Annotated in this window: 22 protein-coding genes, 2 rRNA genes and 1 riboswitch (1 of these 25 only partly in view); of the genes, 2 read left to right on the top strand and 22 right to left on the bottom strand. The window is 46.3% G+C overall.

Going from position 1 to position 21,027, the window contains the following annotated elements:
• Positions 1–80: 80 nt before the first annotated feature.
• From ispE to MLD56_RS00130, 9 genes are all read right to left on the bottom strand, one after another.
• Positions 81–935, bottom strand: a complete 855-nt coding sequence (gene ispE, locus MLD56_RS00170) for a 4-(cytidine 5'-diphospho)-2-C-methyl-D-erythritol kinase (RefSeq protein WP_029519377.1) — start codon at positions 933–935, stop codon at positions 81–83.
• A gap of 144 nt (positions 936–1,079) precedes the next feature.
• Positions 1,080–1,259: a small, acid-soluble spore protein, alpha/beta type gene (locus MLD56_RS00165; protein WP_007428013.1), complete on the bottom strand. Its 180-nt coding sequence runs from the start codon at positions 1,257–1,259 to the stop codon at positions 1,080–1,082.
• Positions 1,260–1,421: 162 nt separating this feature from the next.
• Positions 1,422–1,703, bottom strand: a complete 282-nt coding sequence (gene veg, locus MLD56_RS00160; protein ID WP_013308120.1) for a biofilm formation stimulator Veg — start codon at positions 1,701–1,703, stop codon at positions 1,422–1,424.
• A 201-nt stretch (positions 1,704–1,904) separates the two neighbouring features.
• Positions 1,905–2,801: a sporulation peptidase YabG gene (gene yabG, locus MLD56_RS00155; RefSeq protein WP_023986432.1), complete on the bottom strand. Its 897-nt coding sequence runs from the start codon at positions 2,799–2,801 to the stop codon at positions 1,905–1,907.
• A gap of 55 nt (positions 2,802–2,856) precedes the next feature.
• Positions 2,857–3,741, bottom strand: coding sequence for a 16S rRNA (adenine(1518)-N(6)/adenine(1519)-N(6))-dimethyltransferase RsmA (gene rsmA / locus MLD56_RS00150; protein WP_029519379.1), 885 nt, complete (start codon positions 3,739–3,741; stop codon positions 2,857–2,859).
• A gap of 7 nt (positions 3,742–3,748) precedes the next feature.
• Positions 3,749–4,294, bottom strand: a complete 546-nt coding sequence (rnmV, locus tag MLD56_RS00145) for a ribonuclease M5 (protein ID WP_013308117.1) — start codon at positions 4,292–4,294, stop codon at positions 3,749–3,751.
• Between the two features lie 146 nt (positions 4,295–4,440).
• Positions 4,441–5,589, bottom strand: a complete 1,149-nt coding sequence (locus MLD56_RS00140) for a resuscitation-promoting factor (protein ID WP_029519383.1) — start codon at positions 5,587–5,589, stop codon at positions 4,441–4,443.
• A gap of 271 nt (positions 5,590–5,860) precedes the next feature.
• Positions 5,861–6,143: riboswitch (cyclic di-AMP (ydaO/yuaA leader) on the bottom strand.
• A 201-nt stretch (positions 6,144–6,344) separates the two neighbouring features.
• Positions 6,345–7,115 carry a TatD family hydrolase gene (locus MLD56_RS00135; RefSeq protein WP_029519385.1) on the bottom strand — a complete coding sequence of 257 codons (771 nt, stop codon included), beginning with the start codon at positions 7,113–7,115 and terminating at the stop codon, positions 6,345–6,347.
• 42 nt (positions 7,116–7,157) lie between these two features.
• Entirely contained in the window at positions 7,158–8,441 is a 1,284-nt protein-coding gene (locus MLD56_RS00130) for an HD domain-containing protein (protein WP_029519386.1), read from the bottom strand.
• 331 nt (positions 8,442–8,772) lie between these two features.
• On the opposite strand from MLD56_RS00130, the gene MLD56_RS00125 reads away from it, so the two are divergent.
• The gene (locus MLD56_RS00125) at positions 8,773–9,027 is read left to right on the top strand and encodes an AbrB/MazE/SpoVT family DNA-binding domain-containing protein (RefSeq protein ID WP_007428005.1); all 255 of its coding nucleotides are present in this window, start codon (positions 8,773–8,775) and stop codon (positions 9,025–9,027) included.
• A gap of 124 nt (positions 9,028–9,151) precedes the next feature.
• On the opposite strand, the gene rsmI is transcribed toward MLD56_RS00125, so the two are convergent.
• The 10 genes from rsmI to MLD56_RS00075 form a co-directional block, all read right to left on the bottom strand.
• On the bottom strand, positions 9,152–10,033 hold the full coding sequence (gene rsmI / locus MLD56_RS00120) for a 16S rRNA (cytidine(1402)-2'-O)-methyltransferase (protein WP_029519388.1): 882 nt from the start codon (positions 10,031–10,033) through the stop codon (positions 9,152–9,154).
• Entirely contained in the window at positions 10,030–10,785 is a 756-nt protein-coding gene (locus MLD56_RS00115; protein WP_029519389.1) for a tRNA1(Val) (adenine(37)-N6)-methyltransferase, read from the bottom strand. Before MLD56_RS00115 ends, rsmI begins: the two co-directional genes overlap by 4 nt.
• A 91-nt stretch (positions 10,786–10,876) precedes the next feature.
• Positions 10,877–11,251, bottom strand: a complete 375-nt coding sequence (gene yabA / locus MLD56_RS00110; protein WP_025722558.1) for a DNA replication initiation control protein YabA — start codon at positions 11,249–11,251, stop codon at positions 10,877–10,879.
• A gap of 27 nt (positions 11,252–11,278) precedes the next feature.
• On the bottom strand, positions 11,279–12,079 hold the full coding sequence (locus tag MLD56_RS00105) for a PSP1 domain-containing protein (protein WP_013308110.1): 801 nt from the start codon (positions 12,077–12,079) through the stop codon (positions 11,279–11,281).
• A gap of 138 nt (positions 12,080–12,217) precedes the next feature.
• Complete coding sequence (holB, locus tag MLD56_RS00100; RefSeq protein WP_023986424.1) at positions 12,218–13,213, bottom strand: DNA polymerase III subunit delta'; 996 nt, start codon at positions 13,211–13,213, stop codon at positions 12,218–12,220.
• Between the two features lie 161 nt (positions 13,214–13,374).
• Positions 13,375–13,818 carry a YaaR family protein gene (locus tag MLD56_RS00095; RefSeq protein ID WP_013308108.1) on the bottom strand — a complete coding sequence of 148 codons (444 nt, stop codon included), beginning with the start codon at positions 13,816–13,818 and terminating at the stop codon, positions 13,375–13,377.
• A 197-nt stretch (positions 13,819–14,015) separates the two neighbouring features.
• The gene (locus MLD56_RS00090; RefSeq protein ID WP_007427998.1) at positions 14,016–14,345 is read right to left on the bottom strand and encodes a cyclic di-AMP receptor DarA; all 330 of its coding nucleotides are present in this window, start codon (positions 14,343–14,345) and stop codon (positions 14,016–14,018) included.
• A 74-nt stretch (positions 14,346–14,419) separates the two neighbouring features.
• Positions 14,420–15,067, bottom strand: a complete 648-nt coding sequence (tmk, locus tag MLD56_RS00085; protein WP_029519390.1) for a dTMP kinase — start codon at positions 15,065–15,067, stop codon at positions 14,420–14,422.
• A 103-nt stretch (positions 15,068–15,170) separates the two neighbouring features.
• Positions 15,171–16,754 carry an aminotransferase class I/II-fold pyridoxal phosphate-dependent enzyme gene (locus MLD56_RS00080; protein ID WP_029519391.1) on the bottom strand — a complete coding sequence of 528 codons (1,584 nt, stop codon included), beginning with the start codon at positions 16,752–16,754 and terminating at the stop codon, positions 15,171–15,173.
• A 143-nt stretch (positions 16,755–16,897) separates the two neighbouring features.
• Positions 16,898–17,083 (bottom strand): sigma factor G inhibitor Gin, encoded by a 186-nt coding sequence (locus MLD56_RS00075; RefSeq protein WP_023986422.1) that lies wholly within the window; start codon positions 17,081–17,083, stop codon positions 16,898–16,900.
• 399 nt (positions 17,084–17,482) lie between these two features.
• On the opposite strand from MLD56_RS00075, the gene MLD56_RS00070 reads away from it, so the two are divergent.
• Positions 17,483–18,010: a hypothetical protein gene (locus tag MLD56_RS00070; protein ID WP_029519392.1), complete on the top strand. Its 528-nt coding sequence runs from the start codon at positions 17,483–17,485 to the stop codon at positions 18,008–18,010.
• A gap of 364 nt (positions 18,011–18,374) precedes the next feature.
• On the opposite strand, the gene MLD56_RS00065 is transcribed toward MLD56_RS00070, so the two are convergent.
• From MLD56_RS00065 to MLD56_RS00055, 3 genes are all read right to left on the bottom strand, one after another.
• Positions 18,375–18,794, bottom strand: a complete 420-nt coding sequence (locus tag MLD56_RS00065) for a hypothetical protein (protein WP_013308104.1) — start codon at positions 18,792–18,794, stop codon at positions 18,375–18,377.
• Positions 18,795–19,028: 234 nt separating this feature from the next.
• A 5S ribosomal RNA gene (gene rrf, locus MLD56_RS00060) occupies positions 19,029–19,145 on the bottom strand.
• A gap of 144 nt (positions 19,146–19,289) precedes the next feature.
• Positions 19,290–21,027: ribosomal RNA gene (locus MLD56_RS00055) — 23S ribosomal RNA — on the bottom strand (it continues 1,208 nt past the right edge of the window).

Raw genomic sequence — 21,027 nt, 5'->3', positions numbered from 1 at the left:
GAATATTTAATAGTAAATATATCATCTTCGTACGTATTTGTACAACAATTGCCACTATAATAAGAAAGAAACATCTAAAATCAGGTCAAAAGTCGTACTGCGTACACATCTTTACAAAACCCTCTTAGTCCATTGTAAATCCGTGGCACTTTGGCTTCCTTCGATACTAGTCCGAACACCGTAGGTCCACTACCTGACATCAGCACACCGTCTGCTCCTAAGCGGATCATGGAGTTTTTAAGATGCTCTACCTCTGGATACAGCTTTAGTGTTACATCCTCCAGTACATTCCCCAGTGCGTTGCATACATCGGTAAAAGAAGCGTTACGGATCGCATGCTCCATCTGGCGTGCAGACGGGTGGTGCGTAATCTGATCCGCTTTGACACGACCGTACACTTCAGCCGTCGATACATTAATCGGCGGCTTCGCAAGGATCACCCAGCATTGTGGCGGATTCGGAAGTGGCTTGAGCAGTTCTCCGCGTCCACTCGCTAAAGCTGTACCCCCTGTAATACAGAAAGGTACATCTGAGCCCAGCTCCGCACCCAGCACCCTTAATTCGGCATCCGAGATACCAAGCTTCCATAGCTTGTTCAGTCCACGCAGCGCTGCGGCAGCATCACTACTTCCACCCGCCAACCCTGCTGCCACCGGGATATGCTTATCCAGATGGATGTGGACGCCCGTAGACACGTTATAACGTTCTTTGATCAGACGCGCAGCCTGAAAAGCCAAATTCTTTTCATCCAATGGTATGTACCCGGCTTGACTTGAAATAATAATGGTATCACGCGGTAACTCAGACATCGTCAATCGGTCAGACAGATCGACCATGGTCATAATCATTTCGACCTCGTGATAACCATCGTCCCGTTTACGTAGAACATCAAGCATTAAATTGATTTTCGCCGGTGCTTTTTCATATATTTTCAAGGCGTTCACCCACCTTCAACTTTTCCCTCAAGACAGCTTAACATATTATATCAGACTCAGCGTGTCAAGTCATGAGGTTCAAAAAAGCGGAGATGACCCGGTCTAATCCCGGATATCCCCGCTTTTCATCAGCACCACCGATGGCTACGATTTGCGAGAAGCAGCCTGCTCAGCAAGCTGGATGGCCCGCTTGACCATATTGCCCGCATCCTTGGCTTTAATGCCTCCCCAGCCTTCTTCCTTGACCGTGTCGTAAAATCCAAGATCTTTGGCCAGCTCGTACTTTAGCTCCTCCGACATGACACTCCGTCTTCTTCGGCTCATACATACGCCTCCTTCGGCAATGGAATAAGGAAGATCATTCCCGGCTTAGTATGTGCAGAGATGTCATGCTTCATCCTGCTCTGTATATACAAAACGGCCCCGTCATTTGAAATGACGAAGCCGTCGTTAAACCTGCAAAGCTGGTATAAATCACGAAATGAATTAAGGTGTTTCAAAATATTCGACTACACTTGTATGGGAGTCGGGATCATATACGCTGACTTCCACCGACTCGGTAAGGATGTCAGCATAGCTGTAGGAGACACGTTTAAACGTCTGTTGCTCCTGATCCAGCTTGACGATAAAAACAGAAGGGTACGTTTCTTCCAAGACACCAGTTCGTTCGACGGTCTTACGGCGTCCGCCGTTAGCCCGCAGCAAAATTTTTTGCCCTACATGTGCGTCGAGACTGCGTTTGATTTCCAACAGCGTATTTTTAGCCATTGCCTAACGACCACCTCTTTCCTTGTCCATTATAACGAATTTTAGAGGGATTGTCAAATCGAGCTAAATATTATAACAACACGAAAAATAAGTTGTCAATTTAATTTTTTGCGAACAGGAATAATTTATATAAAAAATGACAAAAAGCCTCTGAAAGCAGAGGCTTTTTGTTCAAGTCAATCCTATTGGCACATTTGAATCCTAGATTGCAGAAGGCGTTACTTTAAGCGTTGACAAATTTTCAAGCTTCGGCAGGCCGATGCGATAGCTTCCTCTGGTTTCAATTCCACCCACTCCGCGACTGCCGCTGATTGTCTGGTGAAACAGGTCCCCCATATTCACCGTATCACGGATCGAAGTAAAGGCCGCCTTGGCAGCCACGTAAACGGGGTCCAGCGCGTGAATCAGGATACGCCCTGGTGAGCTGGCGAAGTTCGCTCCCGCACGCAGCAGCGCCTCAAAATGGGACTGGCACGCCCCCGCTACAATGGTCAGCGAATCCAGATGACGTTCATATTGTCTTGCTACCTGAATTGCCGCCACAAAATTTTGCGAATTTTTATAACTTTTCAAGCTGTACAAATCGTAAGGCTGTGGCTGCTTTAGCACGCCATCATGTCCGGTAATCACTACAATATCCGGACGGATACGGGGAAGCAGCCGGTACAACGTATCCGCCATTGCCGATTCATGAACGTGATGTCCCTCTGCAGGAACACGGAGCTGTTCATATAAACTGAGACATTTTTTCAAATAGCCGGGATCTCCATCCAGATGAAGAACCTTTCCCGGCATTTCAAAATACGTTGACTCGACTGGATCACTCCAGTCCCCAACCAGAGCTGCCTGACTACGAGCAGCTTGCTGCTGGCGTGCCCGTTGCAACAGATTAAGAGACTCACCAGCCTTAATGTGAGCCTGCTGAGTCTTACCGCTAATCTGGTCTGCAGGCACTCTGACCAGATCGTTCACCGGGGAATCGGCCAGCAACCGAAATTCTATTCCCTTAATGATCGCTTTATCCCGCTGGATGTCCTCAACGCGAAACGTGACATCTCCGCCGTACGATTTCCGAACGACCAAGTCTCCTAAACTCATCACACTGTATCACCCCTCGTATATCGTATGGGTGAATGCACAGTTTGGTTCCAGCTTAGGATATACCTGCTTCCACCAGAACAGCACTGAGACGCGCAAATTCCTCAATACTTAGCGTTTCTCCTCGACGGGAGGGTTCAATACCAGCTTGTTGCAACAGCGGCTCCAGCGTGTCCTTGTTCTCTTTGGTGAAGAATCGGCTTTTTAAGTTATTGGAAATCGTTTTACGACGCTGGGCAAAAGCAGCATGAACCACTTCAAAGAAGTGCTTCTCATCCACCACTTCCACCGGAGGGGCTTCCCGTACACGCAACCGAATGACTGCAGACTCCACATTTGGCTGGGGAATAAATACTGTATTCGGTACAATACAGACTAATTCAGGTTCGCTGTAATATTGTACTGCAATGCTCAGACTACCGTAATCCTTCGTTCCAGGAGACGCAGCCATACGCTCAGCCACTTCTTTTTGGATCATAACGACGATATTCTCCAAAGGGAGCTTGTCCTCCAGTAGCCTCATCAGAATCGGTGTAGTAACGTAATACGGCAGATTAGCCACGACACTTACTTTACTCACGTCTGCAAAATCAGCTGCAAACACCTCGCGTAAATCCAGCTTCAGCACGTCTCCATGACGTACCTTCACATGCTCATAAGGGGCCAACACTTCTTCGAGAATTGGCAGTAGCCGCTGGTCAATCTCGACAGCGGTAACTACCTTGGCCGATTGCGCCAGCTTCTCAGTCAAAGCGCCAATCCCAGGACCAATCTCAAGTGCGCCCTTCGTCTCATCCAATCCGGCAGCATTCACAATCTTATTGAGAATATTTTGATCAATCAGGAAATTTTGTCCCAAACTCTTTTTGAACGAAAAACCGTGCCGTTGAATAATTTCCTTTGTACGCCGCGGTGTTGCTATATCTTGAATTCCTGTCATACGGATATCACAATCCTTCACTTTCAATTTGTGCCAGCGCTCCGGCAAATTCCTCGCGGCTGATCTGAAATACAGAGAGCCGTTTATGTAGCTGCTTTCCGTTACAATAACCAATACCCAGCACATTCCCTAAGGCCATACGGCGTGCAGCAGCATTGGGGTGGGTGATAAGTCCAGCATCAATCAGGTCCGCCCACTCAATCAGCGGGTCGGCGCCTTCTACTGTCGTATGAACCCGTGCGAGAGCGTGTCTGATCGCTTCCGGTGAGGCATTCTCCACACCAATATCTCCTTTGCGCGTCGCTTCTGCCTCGGGTATAAAGGCCTGCTTGCAGCCGGGTACCTTGGAAGCGATAATCTTACGGATGCGCTCCCCTGCATGATCGGGATCGGTTAAAATGATGACCCCCCGCCGCTCCTGCGCCAATGCAATTTTACGCAGCGTCATTTTATTAATGGCTGAGCCGCCAGTTTCTATCGTATCCGCTTCAACAGCGCGGCGAATGGCCACCGTATCATCCCGGCCCTCTACCACGATCACTTCCTTGATCATTTGCATTTCCCTCCACTGCTACACAGCAAGCTATATTTATCTTTCCCTGCTTTTGAAAACAAAATAAGAAGAGGATATCCTCTTCTTAGCATGGCATAACTATGTTGTTAATACTATCGCATTGCCCTCAACATACACAACCTGTTTTAGTTGATTTCAGGCTTTACCGGTCCGATAACATATACGGTTTTACCGTGCTTACGACCAAATTGGTTGGCTCGGCTCAAACTCTCATAATACACATCGATTTTGTGGCCTTTAATCGCGCCACCGGTATCCTCCGCACGGCGGAAGCCCACTCCTTCGATATACACCCACCAGCCGATTGGAATTATACTCGGATCGACAGCGATGGTACGGCCTTCCGTCACGCGCGTGCCGGATGCAGTACGTGTACCGATACCTGGCTCCTGTGAGGAATACGCCGTCATGGAGACATTTTGTAAAACTTTGCTATATTTAAAATTGACGCCTGCTTTACGGACAGCACTGCCCGAACTAACCGTTGTTGTCTTAACCGCATCATTGGGACCGACGGAAGCAGCAAGAACGACCGGCTTTTTCTTCGTTCCTACCGCAATAACCTTATCCACACGGTTCTGTGCAACTTCCTTGTTAACCAGCTGTTTGGATACCAACTTTCCATCATGATATACCTTTTGAACGTGCTGGACTACCACACCCGATTTGCCGCTTTGAATGACCCGATTATCGCCTTTATAAAGACTTGGATCAGCCGTTTTGATGACCTGATAAGGCACCTGTTTTTTCTGTTCGACCTGCTGTTTCTTCACACGGACGATTTTTATGTCCATGTTAGACGAAACAGAAGCATCTAGCGCAGGATAAACTTTATCCGTTGACGATAATTTATAGCCCGAGGTACGAATGGCACCTTCTACTGTATTTTCTGTTGTGTACAGCTTTTTCGTCTCATTGCCTGAAGATACTTTAACTTGATTGGCACGTTTAATGACTACGCGGTCCCCATCCTGTACTGCTCCATTTAGCGGCATAGAAATTGTATCATGCGGCTGAAGTGAAATGGAATGCTCGCTCAGCAAATCTTGAAGCTTGGATTCCCGGGTTTCTACCGCAGATGCCTTGCCATCAATGACAAAAAAGACTTGTTTTTTAGATTGCGTGTACATCAGAATTGAAATCATAATCGTTAGCGCGATTAGAAAAATAGCAACCAAAGCAGCCTGGCGCACATTCTCTTGCTTCCAACGCAATACGTAAGACATGCTGGATGAGCGTGACTCATGGGTCTCCTCTTTTTGGAAAATGCCCATTTCCTCCGTCCTCCTTACATAGCCCGCCGTCTGGAGTAAGACATAGTTGAGATTTGACGTGACTATAACAGATTTTCTACAAGACAAGCCCAAACTGCGACTGTCCTGCACCATGTACCCGTCTTCGCGGCATGCTGTCCTCCCCTGTTTAACCACAGTATGATGACAGATTTTCTTTTATTCACAACAAAAAAAGCCAAAGAAAGAGACTAGAGAGCTCTTTCGTGGCTTCCGGCATGTGTGAATATGCGGGAAAACTCATGCACGAGATGGCTTCTCTCTTGTTACGCTTACGGGGTTAGCTGTCGGGTTCGGACGTAGAGAGTCGCCCTAGCTTGGGTCAACCGCTCATGGCGGTCGCCTTCACATTCACCCCGAAGACCCAGAAAGAAATCGAAATACGGCTCCTCCACCTGTTCAATCCCATCCGGGAAAAGAAATTAGGTCGAGCCGGCTGGCGGAAGGGACGTTCCCTTCTTGCACATACGCCGGACGTACTGTAAGCCATATCGGTTCCCCCGTTCCCTGTAAAAGGGACTCAGCGAGACTGGTTCATGAAATGACTTGTTGATGTTTACATTCAAACAACAATTCACTGAAAAGATGATATCCTGTTTCTATGCATGTTGTAAAGCAGGTTTCAAGTACATTTTTCAAAATATTCGGTTAAAATATTGTAATATTCTCGAGTTTCCTGCAACAAATTCATGATTAGCTTCGTCTATCTCTTTATTTTGATCGATTTCTTCGCTTTTTTATTGAATGTCAAATCGTTCCAAGGCATTTTGGGTCGTTATTGACACTAATTCCTCCACTGTAATCCCCTTGATTTGGGCTGCAGCCTCTGCTACCAGTCTCACATGCGCAGACTCATTTCGCTTCCCGCGAAATGGATGCGGCGTCAGGTAGGGCGCGTCCGTTTCAATGAGCAGACGGTCCAGTGGCACCTGTGCGAGCACCTCTTTTGGCTGCTTGGCATTTTTAAACGTTATTGGACCACCGAAGGAAAGGTGAAATCCCATATCCAGCACCATTTTGGCTGTCTCCCAGCTCCCAGAAAAGGAGTGCATGACTCCGCCAATCTCACTCGCTTTTTCCTCACGCAAAATCCTAACAATATCTTCATGGGCATCCCGGTTATGAATAACAATGGGCATTTTGAGCTCACGAGCCAGACCAATTTGATTTCGAAACACCCGATGCTGAATATCCTTCGGTGATGTATCCCAATAATAATCCAGACCGATCTCTCCGATGGCTACGACCTTCTTATGACTACATAACGATGCAATCCATTCTAAATCGTCCTCTTGCATTGTAATCGCATCCTGTGGGTGCCATCCAACTGCCGCATAAATAAAATCATACGTCTCGGCCAATTTCATGGTGGATGGAATGGTCTCACGATTAAATCCGATATTGATCATCCGCGTTACTCCTGATTCGACAGCACGTGCTATAACTTCTTCACGATCTTCGTCAAATTGTGGCGCATCCAAGTGAGTATGAGTGTCGAATAAATCCAAGGTTTACATCTCCTTTTTTTACTTACATTTCTATATAGTTGTCTATTCTTTGACAAAATAATTCCTTATTTCGGCAGGAAGCCTGTCTTTTACCGCGTTCAATTTATTCTGGGGAAAATACATATGATATTTTCCTCGGTGGATACCACTTATGGAGCGCACAATTTCCGAAACTTCGGATATTTCACTCACCTCGCCCTGACGTCCAAGCAGTAAAATCTGGTTGTCCGTCGAGCCACCCTGCCGAAACACATCATAAGGAAGATCCGTCGGAAAATCAATTTCAAAATCATATTCAGGGTGCAAACCAGCCTCTTCCAAAGCTTTCCGAATACTGTCAATGGTATCTGTATCCATATTTTCAATCTCTACATATTTATACAATCTACGGTCCATAAAGCGGCTGCTCAAATCACTTAAAATTTCGTCTTTTTCTCGTTTCCACTGGCTAAATACGGTCTGAATTAATGACTCATCGAGCATTAGATATTGCTCTACTGTAAGCTCTCCTTTCAACAGATCCGGCAGCGGGTCCAGCAGAAAACCAAACTCATATCCGTTTTTAAACAATTCCTTTGCTCGCTTGAAAATTTTACGTAAAAGGATCTCCGAGCTGCGTGTTACAGGATGAAAATAAATTTGCCAATACATCTGATAGCGTGACATTAAATAATCCTCTACTGCATGCATGCCTGATTCCTTCACAACAATTCTCCCATTATGAGGACGCAACAGTCGTAAAATACGATCCAAATCAATCGTGCCGTAGTTGACACCTGTCGAATGAGCATCCCGCAACAAATAATCCATACGATCGGCATCTAGCGGACTGGTCACCAAGTTAACAACAATCGGCTTATCATACGTTTTGGCTATAACTGCAGCCACCTTTTGTGGAAGCTTCTCGTCGACTTGCCGTAGCACGGCGTTGATCTTCGTGTCTCCCAGTACAATGCGGCATGTCCAATCCTCATGGTTCATATGAAAGGCTTCCTCAATTGAATGTGAAAATGGGCCATGCCCCACATCATGCAATAGAGCTGCACACAGAGCAACCAACCTTTCCTCTTTCGGCCAATCTGGGAAATCTCCACGTTCAAATTGAGAAATAATACTTCTCGTAATCTCATATACGCCCAATGAATGTGAAAAACGGCTATGCTCCGCTCCATGAAACGTAAGATACGATGTGCCTAACTGCCGTATGCGGCGTAAACGTTGGAACTCCGGCGTGTTGATCAACCGCCATATCACAGTATCCTGAACATGAATGTAATTATGTACCGGGTCTTTAAATACTTTTTCTTCACTGAGTGGCTGGTGCAAGATATCAGCTCCTTTAATATTCGGAATAATGGATTAAAATACAATAAAATCCTAAAGCATTTCCCTCATTCGACATTCTTTGTCGTAATATGTCGAATTATAGTTTTTCGACATTTCCAAATCGACAAATTGAATAAATCATCAATAAGATAAGGCAATGCACATGAGTAAAGCTCTTTAATCTAAATACTTTTGCATAATCAGACTGTTACTACATTTTTTAGGTTGACTGTTTTGGGAATCGTTGGTATAGTAAATATCAGAAAAGAGAAAATTTTGTCGAATCATGACACTTATATTATTTTAAACGGCGAGAGGAGCCTGATTTATTATGATGAAATCCACTGGTATTGTAAGAAAAGTCGACGAGCTCGGACGTGTTGTTATTCCAATCGAATTGCGCCGTACCCTGGGAATCGGGGAAAAAGACGCGTTGGAAATTTATGTTGATGGCGAACGCATCATGCTTAAAAAATACGAGCCTGCTTGTATCTTCTGCGGTAATGCTGAGAACGTAATTTACTTCAAAGGGAAAATTGTTTGCCAAGATTGCATTTCTGAAATCCCAACACCTGTGACAAACTGAGAATTTTAGTATATAATAGACTTATCAGATATTGTTAATTCTAACCTTTTTCATATACACTCCTTGTTGCCTTCCACGGTTTGAACCCAACCGTTGGAAGGCCCTTTTTTGTTTAGGCAGATATTCATAAGAGTGCGTTGTAAACATCTCTCTTGGAGATTGCACGATCTGTGGCTGTACGCTTCATTGCGTCCTTGCGTGTAAGTCCCTCTTGCTCGTAATGTGCGACGTGGGACTCCAAAGATAAGGACTGCCACCATGCCTGACGTTCCTGTTCTTCTTCCTCTTCGTCTTTTCCTTCAACCACTAGACAATACTCACCAATCGGTGGATTTTCCTCTAGTTTAGCAAGGCATTGCTCCACGGTTCCTCGTACCCATTCCTCATGCAGCTTGGTCAGCTCACGCGCAAGCACCACTTTGCGTGAACCTAATGTTTCCTTCAACACCATCAATGTCTTCACAATACGATGAGGCGATTCATAAAAAATAATTGTGCCGTGAGATACCTGAAACGATAGCAACAGCTTCTCCAGGTCCTTTTTCTCCCGTGGTGGAAAACCAGCGAAGGTGAACCTTTCTGTATCCAGTCCTGAGGCAATTAAAGCAGATAGTGCCGCATTCGCTCCTGGGATGGGGATGACGCTAATTCCCGCTTCCAGTGCCAGCTTGACCAGATCCGAACCAGGGTCAGAAATGGCCGGTAGACCTGCATCGCTAACCAGCGCCAAGTTTTTCCCTTCTATTATGTAACGTATCAGTTCAGGCCCACTGGCAACCTTATTATGTTCATGATAACTAAAGAGCATATCCGGTGTGATTTCGAAATGAGTGAGCAGTTTACGTGTCTGCCGCGTATCTTCGGCAGCGATAATACTACACGACTTTAAGGTGTTAATTGCCCTAAAGGTCATATCTTCCAGATTCCCAATAGGTGTTGCAACAAGATACAATTTTCCCCGTTCTTCTTCGCTGTTACTAAAGCTTTTTTGTACAGCTGCTTTCACACAGAATCCCCCTTGCTTACTTCTCCATAGATATCTCTTATCTCCTGAGTATAATTCCCATTTTCCTGATATACAATGAGCGGAGGCAACAAACGAACCTCGGGTTTACCGTCACGTAATGCTTCAACCAGTACCATATTGGCTTCCATATGAACTCGTGGGTGAACAAAACGTATTCTTTTGGGTTCCAAACTATGTTTACGCATCAAGGTTATAATCTCGCCCAGCCGCTGCGGGCGATGAACCATGGATACTTTTCCCCCATTACGGACAAGCCGGGTGGATGCCTGAATGACTTCTTCCAGTGTGCAGTTCACTTCATGACGGGCAATTGCCTGGTGAGGATTCAGCTTGATATCGCTACCATTTAGCGGCATATAGGGGGGATTCACGGTAATCGCATCATAAACACCATGTCCCGTGATGTGAACCAGCTCACGCAGGTCCCCTTCCCGAATCTGAATTGCTGCTTCTAATCCATTCAAGCTGACACTGCGTCTAGCCATATCTGCCAAGCGTGGTTGAATCTCAATTCCTTCAATAGACGCTTTTGTTCGTGTCGTTAGCAGCAGGGGGACAACCCCATTGCCTGTACACAGATCCAGAATCTTTCCACGCTGCGGAATACCAGCAAAACGTGCCAGCAAGACCGCATCCATCGAGAAGCTGAATACTTCATCACTCTGGATAATGCGCAAATTATGTGAAAGCAGATCATCAATTCGTTCAGACTTCTTTTCTTTTTCCTCCATAGTGCTCTCCCATCTTTTATAACCAAAGTCGCTTTTCACTCATACTTCCCTACAAAAAAAGCCGTAGGCATCTTGCTCCTACGGCTTGTTTTTATTTATTCAAAAATGACAGACAGAAGAGGCAATCGCCTTCCGTTCGCAAATGTCCGTAATACACGTTGCATATATGAAATCCTTCATGATACAGCCTTGCTAGATTGTCGTAGCCTTCGCCCACGACCTCACCCGTTTGCCCTTCATCCTTAATGACGATCGGAGGAGGAAGCTTCGGCTTGTTTGCCGTCTTTTCTTCTCCAGAGGTTTCACGTTTGAGCATCTTGCGCACCTGTTCGTTTTCAATCGTTAGTCGTTGATTTTCCTCCAGCAGCTCTTTAACTGCCAGTTTCAATTCACCCAGATCGCTATGCAACTGTCCCATTTGGGTTTCCATTTCGTGAATACGCGCAAAAACATTTAATTTATCCAAGTTTCCACCCCGAAGCAACCTAATGGTTTACTTGACGACTACATCGTCCATTGGAAGTTCCTTGACCTTACTGATCTCAAACAGTTGAACATGCACCGTGCGATGACCTGCATTCACACCTACGACTTTACCTTCCCCCAAAGAGGTGATAACCATCTTACCCACCTGAGGTAGCTCTTCTCGCATACTTTCGTAGTTATCATGTTCAAACTTGAGACAGCACATCAATCTCCCGCACAACCCGGAAATCTTCGTCGGATTCAGCGACAAACTCTGATCCTTCGCCATCTTAATAGATACCGGCTCAAAATCCCCCAGCCATGAGGAGCAACACAGAATACGTCCACAAGGTCCAATTCCGCCAAGCATTTTAGCCTCATCCCGTACGCCGATCTGCCGCAGCTCGATCCGTGTACGAAAAATACTGGCCAAGTCCTTTACAAGCTCTCGAAAATCTACTCGACCCTCTGCCGTAAAATAAAAAATGATCTTATTGCGGTCAAATGTAAATTCTACATCTACCAATTTCATTTTAAGGCCATGGTCTTTAATTTTATTTAAACACGTGCCGAATGCATCCTTGGCCGCTAATTTATTCTCTTCTACCACAAGAGCGTCATCATCCCCAGCAATACGAATGACTTTTTTTAAGGGCAGGACAACATCCGAATCATTTACCTCTTTTTTGCCCACTACAACCTTGCCATATTCAATACCGCGCGCGGTCTCTACAATGACACAGTTTTCTTTCTCCACTGGAAGATCCAGCGGATCAAAATAATAAGTCTTGCCCGCCTTCTTGAAACGGACACCCACTACACTATACAAAAATTAACCCCCTTGTATGCCACTAAACCTCATTTGAAGCCGACATTGTACGAATGGCCGCAATTGAAGTCTCACTGTCGCACAAACCGGGAACCTGGCGTCGCGGATTGTGCAGAGTGGAACAAGCGCGCCTTCCTGTTAGCCGGTGATAGAACCGCTTGTATCGGACAACCCAATCAGAAGCTGCTCCACGCATAACTGCCCGTTGACGTGAAAACGGAGCTTCTTCCTGCAATTCGCGGCCAAATCCATATAAGAGACCCATTGTTCCGTGCTGCGGGTGATTGCCAATTTGGAGACGGACTCCAAATGATCTATGAAAACAATGCTTTCGTGCCTTCCGTAACGGAAATGAAGCATATCCTTAAACCACAAATGAAACAGATGAAACAGAATATCCAGGTGTTCAGAAAGTCCAGTTTTAAAAATCTTCTGTTGAGCCAGAATAATAGACGAGCTCCCCCGACTCATGGACTCCTTCACTAATTGTAACACTACGTTTCTAATTTCTGCAAACCAATTCTGCTGGAGAATTTCTCTACATGATTCCAGTCCTGAAGCAATATGAACGACCGACCGGACAAGCCCTGCCGTATAGCCTTCCCCAATTAATGCCTGCATCATCACCTCCGGCTGTAAAGCGTGGAAAGGAACCTGCTGCGTCCGTGATTGAATCGTAGGCAGCAACGCCTGTCCATTTTCAGAAATGAGTATACCGACCACTGGAATTTGGGGCTCCTCCAGAAATTTAAGTAAGCTATTAGCAGCTTGCACTGTCATGGTATCCGCCTGTCGGATGATATATACCTTCGGATTGGAGCTTTCAGATTTGTAAGAAAATATACGTTGAAGCCCGCGAATCTGATCAATTTTAATCGTAGCTCCATCCGGCTCTACAATATGCAAATCTGGATGATTCCCGTGCTCTACCTTGCGGCATGACAAACACTCCCCACATGCATCGTCCGTCTGTCGCTCACAAAATAAAGCCTTAGCAAAGATCTGCGCCATGTTCATCTGCCCGCTTCCCGGCGGCCCGCTAAAAACATAGGCATGGTTGACCGTATGATTCCGTAGTGCACTTTGCAGCATTTTTTTGGCTACATCCTGGCCCATTATATGTTGAAAAGACATATTTCCTCACTTTCTCCACTGAAAACAACTGTGATCCATCGGCAAATCGTTGTTCTTCCAGGCATGTACATAGTCAAAAATAATCTGCCAGCATGATCAGCAAGCAGATTATTTCTTCGTGGCAATAGCCCGTCTGTATTCATTTATAACATAAGTCTGCATTAAAATGAGAGATTAATTAGCAATCCTCTGATCTCACCGACCCCTTGCAAAAGCTCAATCTTGCCTTGCTCGGTTTCGAGCAGTTCATCTGCCATTTTGAGCAACAGCTCATCCACTTCATCAATCAGCTTATAACGTTTGCTGCGTCCCCGGCGATCCCAGCCCTTCGTGTCCTTCATGGACACACCTCGCCGAACGGTATCTTCCAAAAACCGTTTAACCAGCATCTTATAGGCCTTCAGCTCACGAATCGTCATTGAACGTGCAAGACGATCTCCCTGCATTTGTATTTCCTTAAAGCGCCGATTCAATTCCTCCTGCGAAGCTTGCTCACCATTTTGCTGCATAACGTCGGAGAAGCTCTTGGGCTGAATTGGCTTTGCACTCATTTCATTTGTAGACAATGTACTTTGTAAAGGGCGATAGCCCGGATTTATTTTCATATAAACCTGCTTTCTCCCCGGATGCTTCCACTTTCCCCCTTCATGAACAGTTCAACCTAGAACTCAGGGTTTCTTCGGCTTTCCGGGGACTGCGCTGTAGCGCTGCCGTTTTAGTAGATCTGCCCTCATTCCCATCATGCAGGAAGATACAGGCGATTCCCCTATCATATCGGCAGAATAGGCCCTATTGTGTAGATTCAGAAATGCTCGAAACGGTCTACAGGCATCACGAATACCGTCGCTCCACCCACCTGCACTTCAACAGGCAACGGTAAATAGGAGTCCGTCGTCCCGCTCATAGGGGTAACGGGTGTGACCAGCTGTTCACGAACCTTGCAACTGCTGCGAATGACGTTCATTAATGAGTCCACCTGATTGTCATCAACACCGATCATAAATGTCGTATTACCTGCACGCAGAAATCCTCCTGTGCTCGCCAATTTGGTAGCACGGAAATTAGCTTTCACCAGTCCGCTGGATAATCTATTACTGTCCTTATCCTGTACAATCGCAATAATCAGCTTCATCCTGTATTCCTCCTTCAAGTCATATTAGAGACAACCTTGTCCCTAGCTCAATTTTACCGTATATCCTTCGACAATTATATGCTAAAATTCTGAGCAAACCGTGTTTTCAGCAAATCCTTCAATACTTGCTCCACCTGCTCTGGCGCCGGAGATGCATCAACAATTGTAATTCGCTCCGGAAATTTGCGAGCCAACTCCAAATATGCCTCTCGCACCTTATGGTGAAACGATATACTCTCCATGTCGAGGCGGTCCATTTCTGCTCCTCGTGACGCACTAATTCTTGCCAATCCCAGTTCGGGCTCAATATCCAGATAAAATGTGACATCCGGCTCCCAATCATCTACCGCAAAGCGATTAATTGAAGCTACCTCTTCAATTCCGATTCCTCTTGCAAATCCTTGATAGACTAAGCTACTATCCACAAAACGATCACATAATACGATAGCTCCCTGTTCAATAGCCGGCTTTACCTTCTCCACCAAATGCTGACGCCGTGCCGCCGCGTATAAAAGTGCCTCTGTTCGAGCATCCATACTGGTATGAGCAGGGTCCAAAATGATAGAACGAATCTTTTCGGAAATTTCGATGCCACCCGGCTCCCTTGTCGTGATGACTGGATAGCCTTCTTCCTCCATAAACTTCGCCAGCCGTTGAATCATAGTTGTTTTACCGGAGCCGTCTCCCCCCTCCAGTGTAATAAAAATGCCTTTGCGATTCATGTTATTCCCTGCTTTCCTGTCTGAAAAATAAAAGTCACCCACAGGCTACGTATGCTTCTTTTATTCAGTCTTCTGTATTTGTTAAGTCTCTAGTATCTAATCTTTATTGTAAACGGAATACCCGAATTGTAAGCATACTTTCATCTGCTACCCCGTGCCATTTGGCTCCCAGCTTACGTAGACGACCCATCCGCAGTGCAATCGCTTCTGTGATCGTTTCTCCTGCATATAGCAGTGGAATACCTGGAGGATACGGGATAATCATTTCGGCCGCTACCCTGCCAGCGCATTCCTCTACAGGCACCGTCTCCATCTGATCGGGGCTAATCGGTCGAAGCCCAAACGGCACCGGAATAGAGTATCCCTTCATTCTATCATTGTTCCACGTGGAAAAATCTAATTCGAGTCTTTGCTGCTCTTTTTCCGTTGGCCCCGGCTCACCAGCCGTCTCCTTAAATCTTATATCATTATTTATATGCACAAGAGCCTGCAACAGGTGACTCGCATCCTTAGCCGTAGAGCCTAACGTAAACAATAAAACAACATGTTTTTCGTCGCTCATCTCTGGAACACATCCGTAAGTCTCCAATTCGTGCTTGAGTTCAAATCCATCCAGTATACCCCATGTATCATACAGCACCAATTTAAAGGGATCCTGGGTTGAATATCTGCTTATTCCCTCCTCAGCCCTTTCTAGGACCTCAGAGGTTCCCCTGTGAGCGTATTCCCCCTCTAGTGCCTGCTGTGTAGATTCTAACAAGCGAAAGCGCGGGAGCTGCTCCAGGCCCTTTCTAAAAGCATCTACTGCCGCTAAGCCCATGGTAAAGGCATCTGCTCCATACGCCTCTATATACCATCTTGCCAAATCCAATGAAGCCATTAACGGATAAGAAGGGCTAGAGCTTTGCACCATCGCCAGTCGCTGACGAAGTAGTTCCCGATGAATTCTCTTTCCCTGCACATGTAACATGGCCCCCATGGTCATGGCTGGGAGCATTTTATGTGTCGATTGGACGACTACATCAGCCCCGCAGGATAGCGCAGAGGCTGGCAAACGAGGATGCAGCCCATAATGGGCACCGTGGGCCTCATCTACCAATAGCGGCACATGGGCTGCATGACAGACCTTAGCCGTTGCCGTTAGGTCATGTCCCATCCCATAGTAATTAGGTAGTGTAAGTAACACCCCTTTTGCCGAAGGATATGTCTTCAGTGCAGCCTTTATTGTATCCGTCGTTGGGGCAACCGCCAATCCGCTCAGTGTATCTATTTCCGGATCCAGGAATACCGCATTAGCCCCTGACAGCATGAGACCGTTCAGGACAGATTTGTGTACATTTCTCTGTACCAGCAGTAGATCTCCCGGCTCCGTACATACAGTTAAAATCATAGCCAAATTACCGACGGTGCTTCCTCCAATTAGCCAAAAGCTCTCTTCAGCACCAAAACACTTTGCAGCCAGCTCTTGCCCTTCACGAATCACATCTTCTGGGTGATGCAAATCATCCAGTCCAGTAATTTCTGTCGCATCAATAGACATCACTTCTTGCAACAGAGATGCAATATTTTCATGCTCATATACTTGTCCATTTTTATGACCGGGCACATGGAAAGAAGCATTGCCCTGAGTCCGGTAACGTATTAGGGCTTCCATTAATGGTGCGTGTACCGCCTTTTTCCCCATCATTCTGCAATCCTTCCAAACAAAGCTTTATATCAACCTTATTTTATCGTAAAATCAAGCGGAATCCTACTTTTACTCACAGAAAAAAAGGCCCGTATCGACAGACCTTGAATGCCAATCCTTCAAAGACTAATTAGCAAAGGATATTATGCATTTTTCTGTACCCAGATTTGCTTTAGTTGATCAATAAAAAAATGATATTTGGCATCAGTTGCATCCGTGTGTACCATTTCAGCTTCACACGTATCACAGATAAACTCGGAAACGATAAAAATGCCTTCATGCTTGTGCTGTCCGCATATAATACAGCGGTGGCCGCCTTGATCATGCATATCCATCCCACCTTGTTTCTTTTACTATTAGTATGGGGCACTTTCTACTATTTTAAACCTTTTCATAGCTCAGTTTGACGATATACTCTATATATATTCCTCCTGGGCCATTATGGTGTTTGTACCCCGTATGTTTAAAAAACAGCCGTCTATGCCGATATAATAAGAAAAGCTCTTATGTATGGATACCCTTTCATCGGAGCCTTGAACACTTCATCAGTGATAGCTTTTCCAGTAATTATAGAGTAGGCTAGCTAACACTGGATGTCGATCATTCTGTATTTCTACAAAAACGATTAAATGCTTATTTAAAGCGGCATGAGCGAAGTACCGTCCCTTTTTCCGGCTGTGGACGGGAAGCCACTTGTGATGCAGTAGATTAATGAAAGGACTGTTCGCATGACAGAGGAAACCGGAACCAAAGCTACCTACTATCACTACAAGCTCATTAAAAAAATCAGTATACCGCGTCAACTAGTATGGAGTCATATTTCACTGCCTATTATTATGCTTCTCTTTCTGCTTCTTGCCTTTTCCTGGACTAGCGTGTTTTTGTTTGCTCTTGCCTTTTTCCTTACCTTATGGGTACACTTCGTAATCTCACGATCTGTCCTATACATCGGTGGCGGAGCATCCTTCCGCAAACGCTGGGCATTCCACCGTAAGTTACCCTGGCTAGGCTATATGACAGACCAGTACATAGGCTATAGCATCTTTCGTCGTGTGCACATACATACCCTCTGGATCGGTATCTGCTTATCAGGCGTATTCATTCTCTGGTCTCCACCAGCCTTTACGGTATCCTTACTCTTCTGGCATCTATGGCTTATTGCACCGCGTCTATACATCCTCAGTCGGCTTACGGGCGAGAGAAAAGACGGCATGTTGAAGTTTACCGATGAAGATGCCTCATATTATCAACAGTAAATCTAACCACTCATATCCGTACAGATAAAAAATTCGGATCTGAACTACCTACAACGATCTAGACTGAAGCAAAAAGGAGCAACCTCAATCGGTTACTCCTTTTTTTGCGACTTAACAACCATAATCGCTTTATTCTCTTATCAAGTAAACTTTCCCTCAACTTTATCCTCGTTAAATGTAGAAAGATTATTCAACATGCAAATATATAAAAGGAAGCTACTCCCTACTCAACGGCAGTTCTGAGTGCTTCCCCACATCCAATCTCATCATTCATCATTATACACAGCATACGATACGCTATGAGTTTACTATAAATATGATCTACATTAAGTCCTATGCTGCTTACCGGTTGAAAACCGTACTCCTAATTAAGATCCACGCTTTTGCTCTTCACAACAGCCTTTCTGTCTTTTGGAACCAATACAGTAAAAGAACCATCATGCACAGACAAATGCACCATGTGTTTATTTTTCTGAAACACCTTCTGATTGGAGGTCGATAGATTCGGTTCCTCAGTCCAGCCCCAAGCTGCAATCTCCTCTAGATAAGGAGCAGGTAGACTATCACTTTCCTTCAACGCTGGCAGTGCATAGCGAACATAGTCCATGTCCGAATTACTGCTGGCCCGATCGGTTTTACTAGCTTCTTTGGGAACCGGAAACGTCTTCTCGTTAGCAGCACCCTCAAACGATGTCCAAGAAGGCTCCTCTTCCACGCACCCGGTAAGAATCGCGACAGCGACACTGAATAGCACCAATAGAGCAAGCCATTTATTTCGCCGCATGATCTTCCCTCCTTACCAGCCTGATTGATTATACAAAAATCCTATGATGGAGTTTGCATAATTCTGCAACAATGCAGCGTGTGTGTATGGGATTCAATACCTATATTATACAGGGTTTACTCTTACATTCCGTAACAAAAATGTTACCTTCCTTTTGTAAGGATATTTCTAAAATATCCGTATATGCAAAAGAGGACCATGATCTCATTGAGATCATGGTCCTCTTTACCTGTTGCTTGGCGACGTCCTACTCTCCCAGGACCCTGCGGTCCAAGTACCATCGGCGCTGGAGGGCTTAACGGTCGTGTTCGGGATGGGTACGTGTGGAACCCCTCCGCTATCGCCACCAAACATGAATCTGCTGAGCAAATTCTTTTTCAGGAATCAGCATCGCCAAATGCTGTGTGTTCGCTTGTTCCATATAAGCCACTTGTGCTTATACAATACAAAACTTACACCCTGAAAACTGGATCCGAAACTCATTGCGTTTTATCTTAGGATAAGCCCTCGACCGATTAGTATTGGTCAGCTCCATGCATTACTGCACTTCCACCCCCAACCTATCTACCTCGTCGTCTTCAAGGGGTCTTACATACTGGGAAATCTCATCTTGAGGGGGGCTTCACGCTTAGATGCTTTCAGCGCTTATCCCTTCCGTACATAGCTACCCAGCGGTGCTCCTGGCGGAACAACTGGTACACCAGCGGTACGTCCATCCCGGTCCTCTCGTACTAAGGACAGCTCCTCTCAAATTTCCTACGCCCACGACAGATAGGGACCGAACTGTCTCACGACGTTCTGAACCCAGCTCGCGTACCGCTTTAATGGGCGAACAGCCCAACCCTTGGGACCTACTTCAGCCCCAGGATGCGATGAGCCGACATCGAGGTGCCAAACCTCCCCGTCGATGTGGACTCTTGGGGGAGATAAGCCTGTTATCCCCAGGGTAGCTTTTATCCGTTGAGCGATGGCCCTTCCATGCGGTACCACCGGATCACTAAGCCCGACTTTCGTCCCTGCTCGACTTGTAGGTCTCGCAGTCAAGCTCCCTTCTGCCTTTGCACTCTTCGAATGATTTCCAACCATTCTGAGGGAACCTTGGGGCGCCTCCGTTACTCTTTAGGAGGCGACCGCCCCAGTCAAACTGCCCACCTGACACTGTCCTCGCACCGGTTTACGGTACCAAGTTAGAACCTAGATACGATCAGGGTGGTATCCCAAGGATGCCTCCCTTCAAGCTGGCGCTCAAAGTTCGACGGCTCCCACCTATCCTGTACAGATCGTACCCAAATTCAATATCAAGCTGCAGTAAAGCTCCATGGGGTCTTTCCGTCTTGTCGCGGGTAACCTGCATCTTCACAGGTATTAAAATTTCACCGGATCTCTCGTTGAGACAGCGCCCAAGTCGTTACGCCATTCGTGCGGGTCAGAATTTACCTGACAAGGAATTTCGCTACCTTAGGACCGTTATAGTTACGGCCGCCGTTTACTGGGGCTTCGGTTCATAGCTTCGCCCGAAGGCTTACCACTCCCCTTAACCTTCCAGCACCGGGCAGGCGTCAGCCCGTATACTTCGCCTTGCGGCTTCGCACAGACCTGTGTTTTTGCTAAACAGTCGCTTGGGCCTTTTCACTGCGGCCCCCTCGGGCTATTCACCCTACCGAGGCACCCCTTCTCCCGAAGTTACGGGGTCATTTTGCCGAGTTCCTTAACGAGAGTTCTTCCGCGCGCCTTAGAATTCTCTTCTCGCCTACCTGTGTCGGTTTGCGGTACGGGCACCTTCTCCTGGCTAGAGGCTTTTCTTGGCAGTCTGAGATCATGACCTTCGCTACTATAATTTTCGCTCCCCATCACAGCCCAGCCTTAACGATGTGCGGATTTGCCTACACACCAGCCTCACTGCTTAGACGGACATCCATCAGTCCGCGTCACTACCCTACTGCGTCACCCCATTGCTCATAACGGATTACGGTGGTACAGGAATTTCGACCTGTTGTCCTTCGACTACGCCTATCGGCCTCGCCTTAGGTCCCGACTTACCCTGAGCGGACGAACCTTCCTCAGGAACCCTTAGGCTTTCGGCGGATCTGATTCTCACAGATCTTTTCGTTACTCATACCGGCATTCTCACTTGAATGCAGTCCAGCGCTCCTTACGGTACACCTTCAACCCGCATTCAACGCTCCCCTACCCCTGATGCAAGCATCAAGCCATAGCTTCGGTGGTGTGTTTA

It is taken from the genome of Paenibacillus peoriae, from assembly GCF_022531965.1.
Lineage (GTDB): Bacteria > Bacillota > Bacilli > Paenibacillales > Paenibacillaceae > Paenibacillus > Paenibacillus polymyxa_D.
The sequence above is the reverse complement of the archived record's forward strand: the minus strand, read 5'-3'. Positions and strand labels throughout refer to the sequence as shown.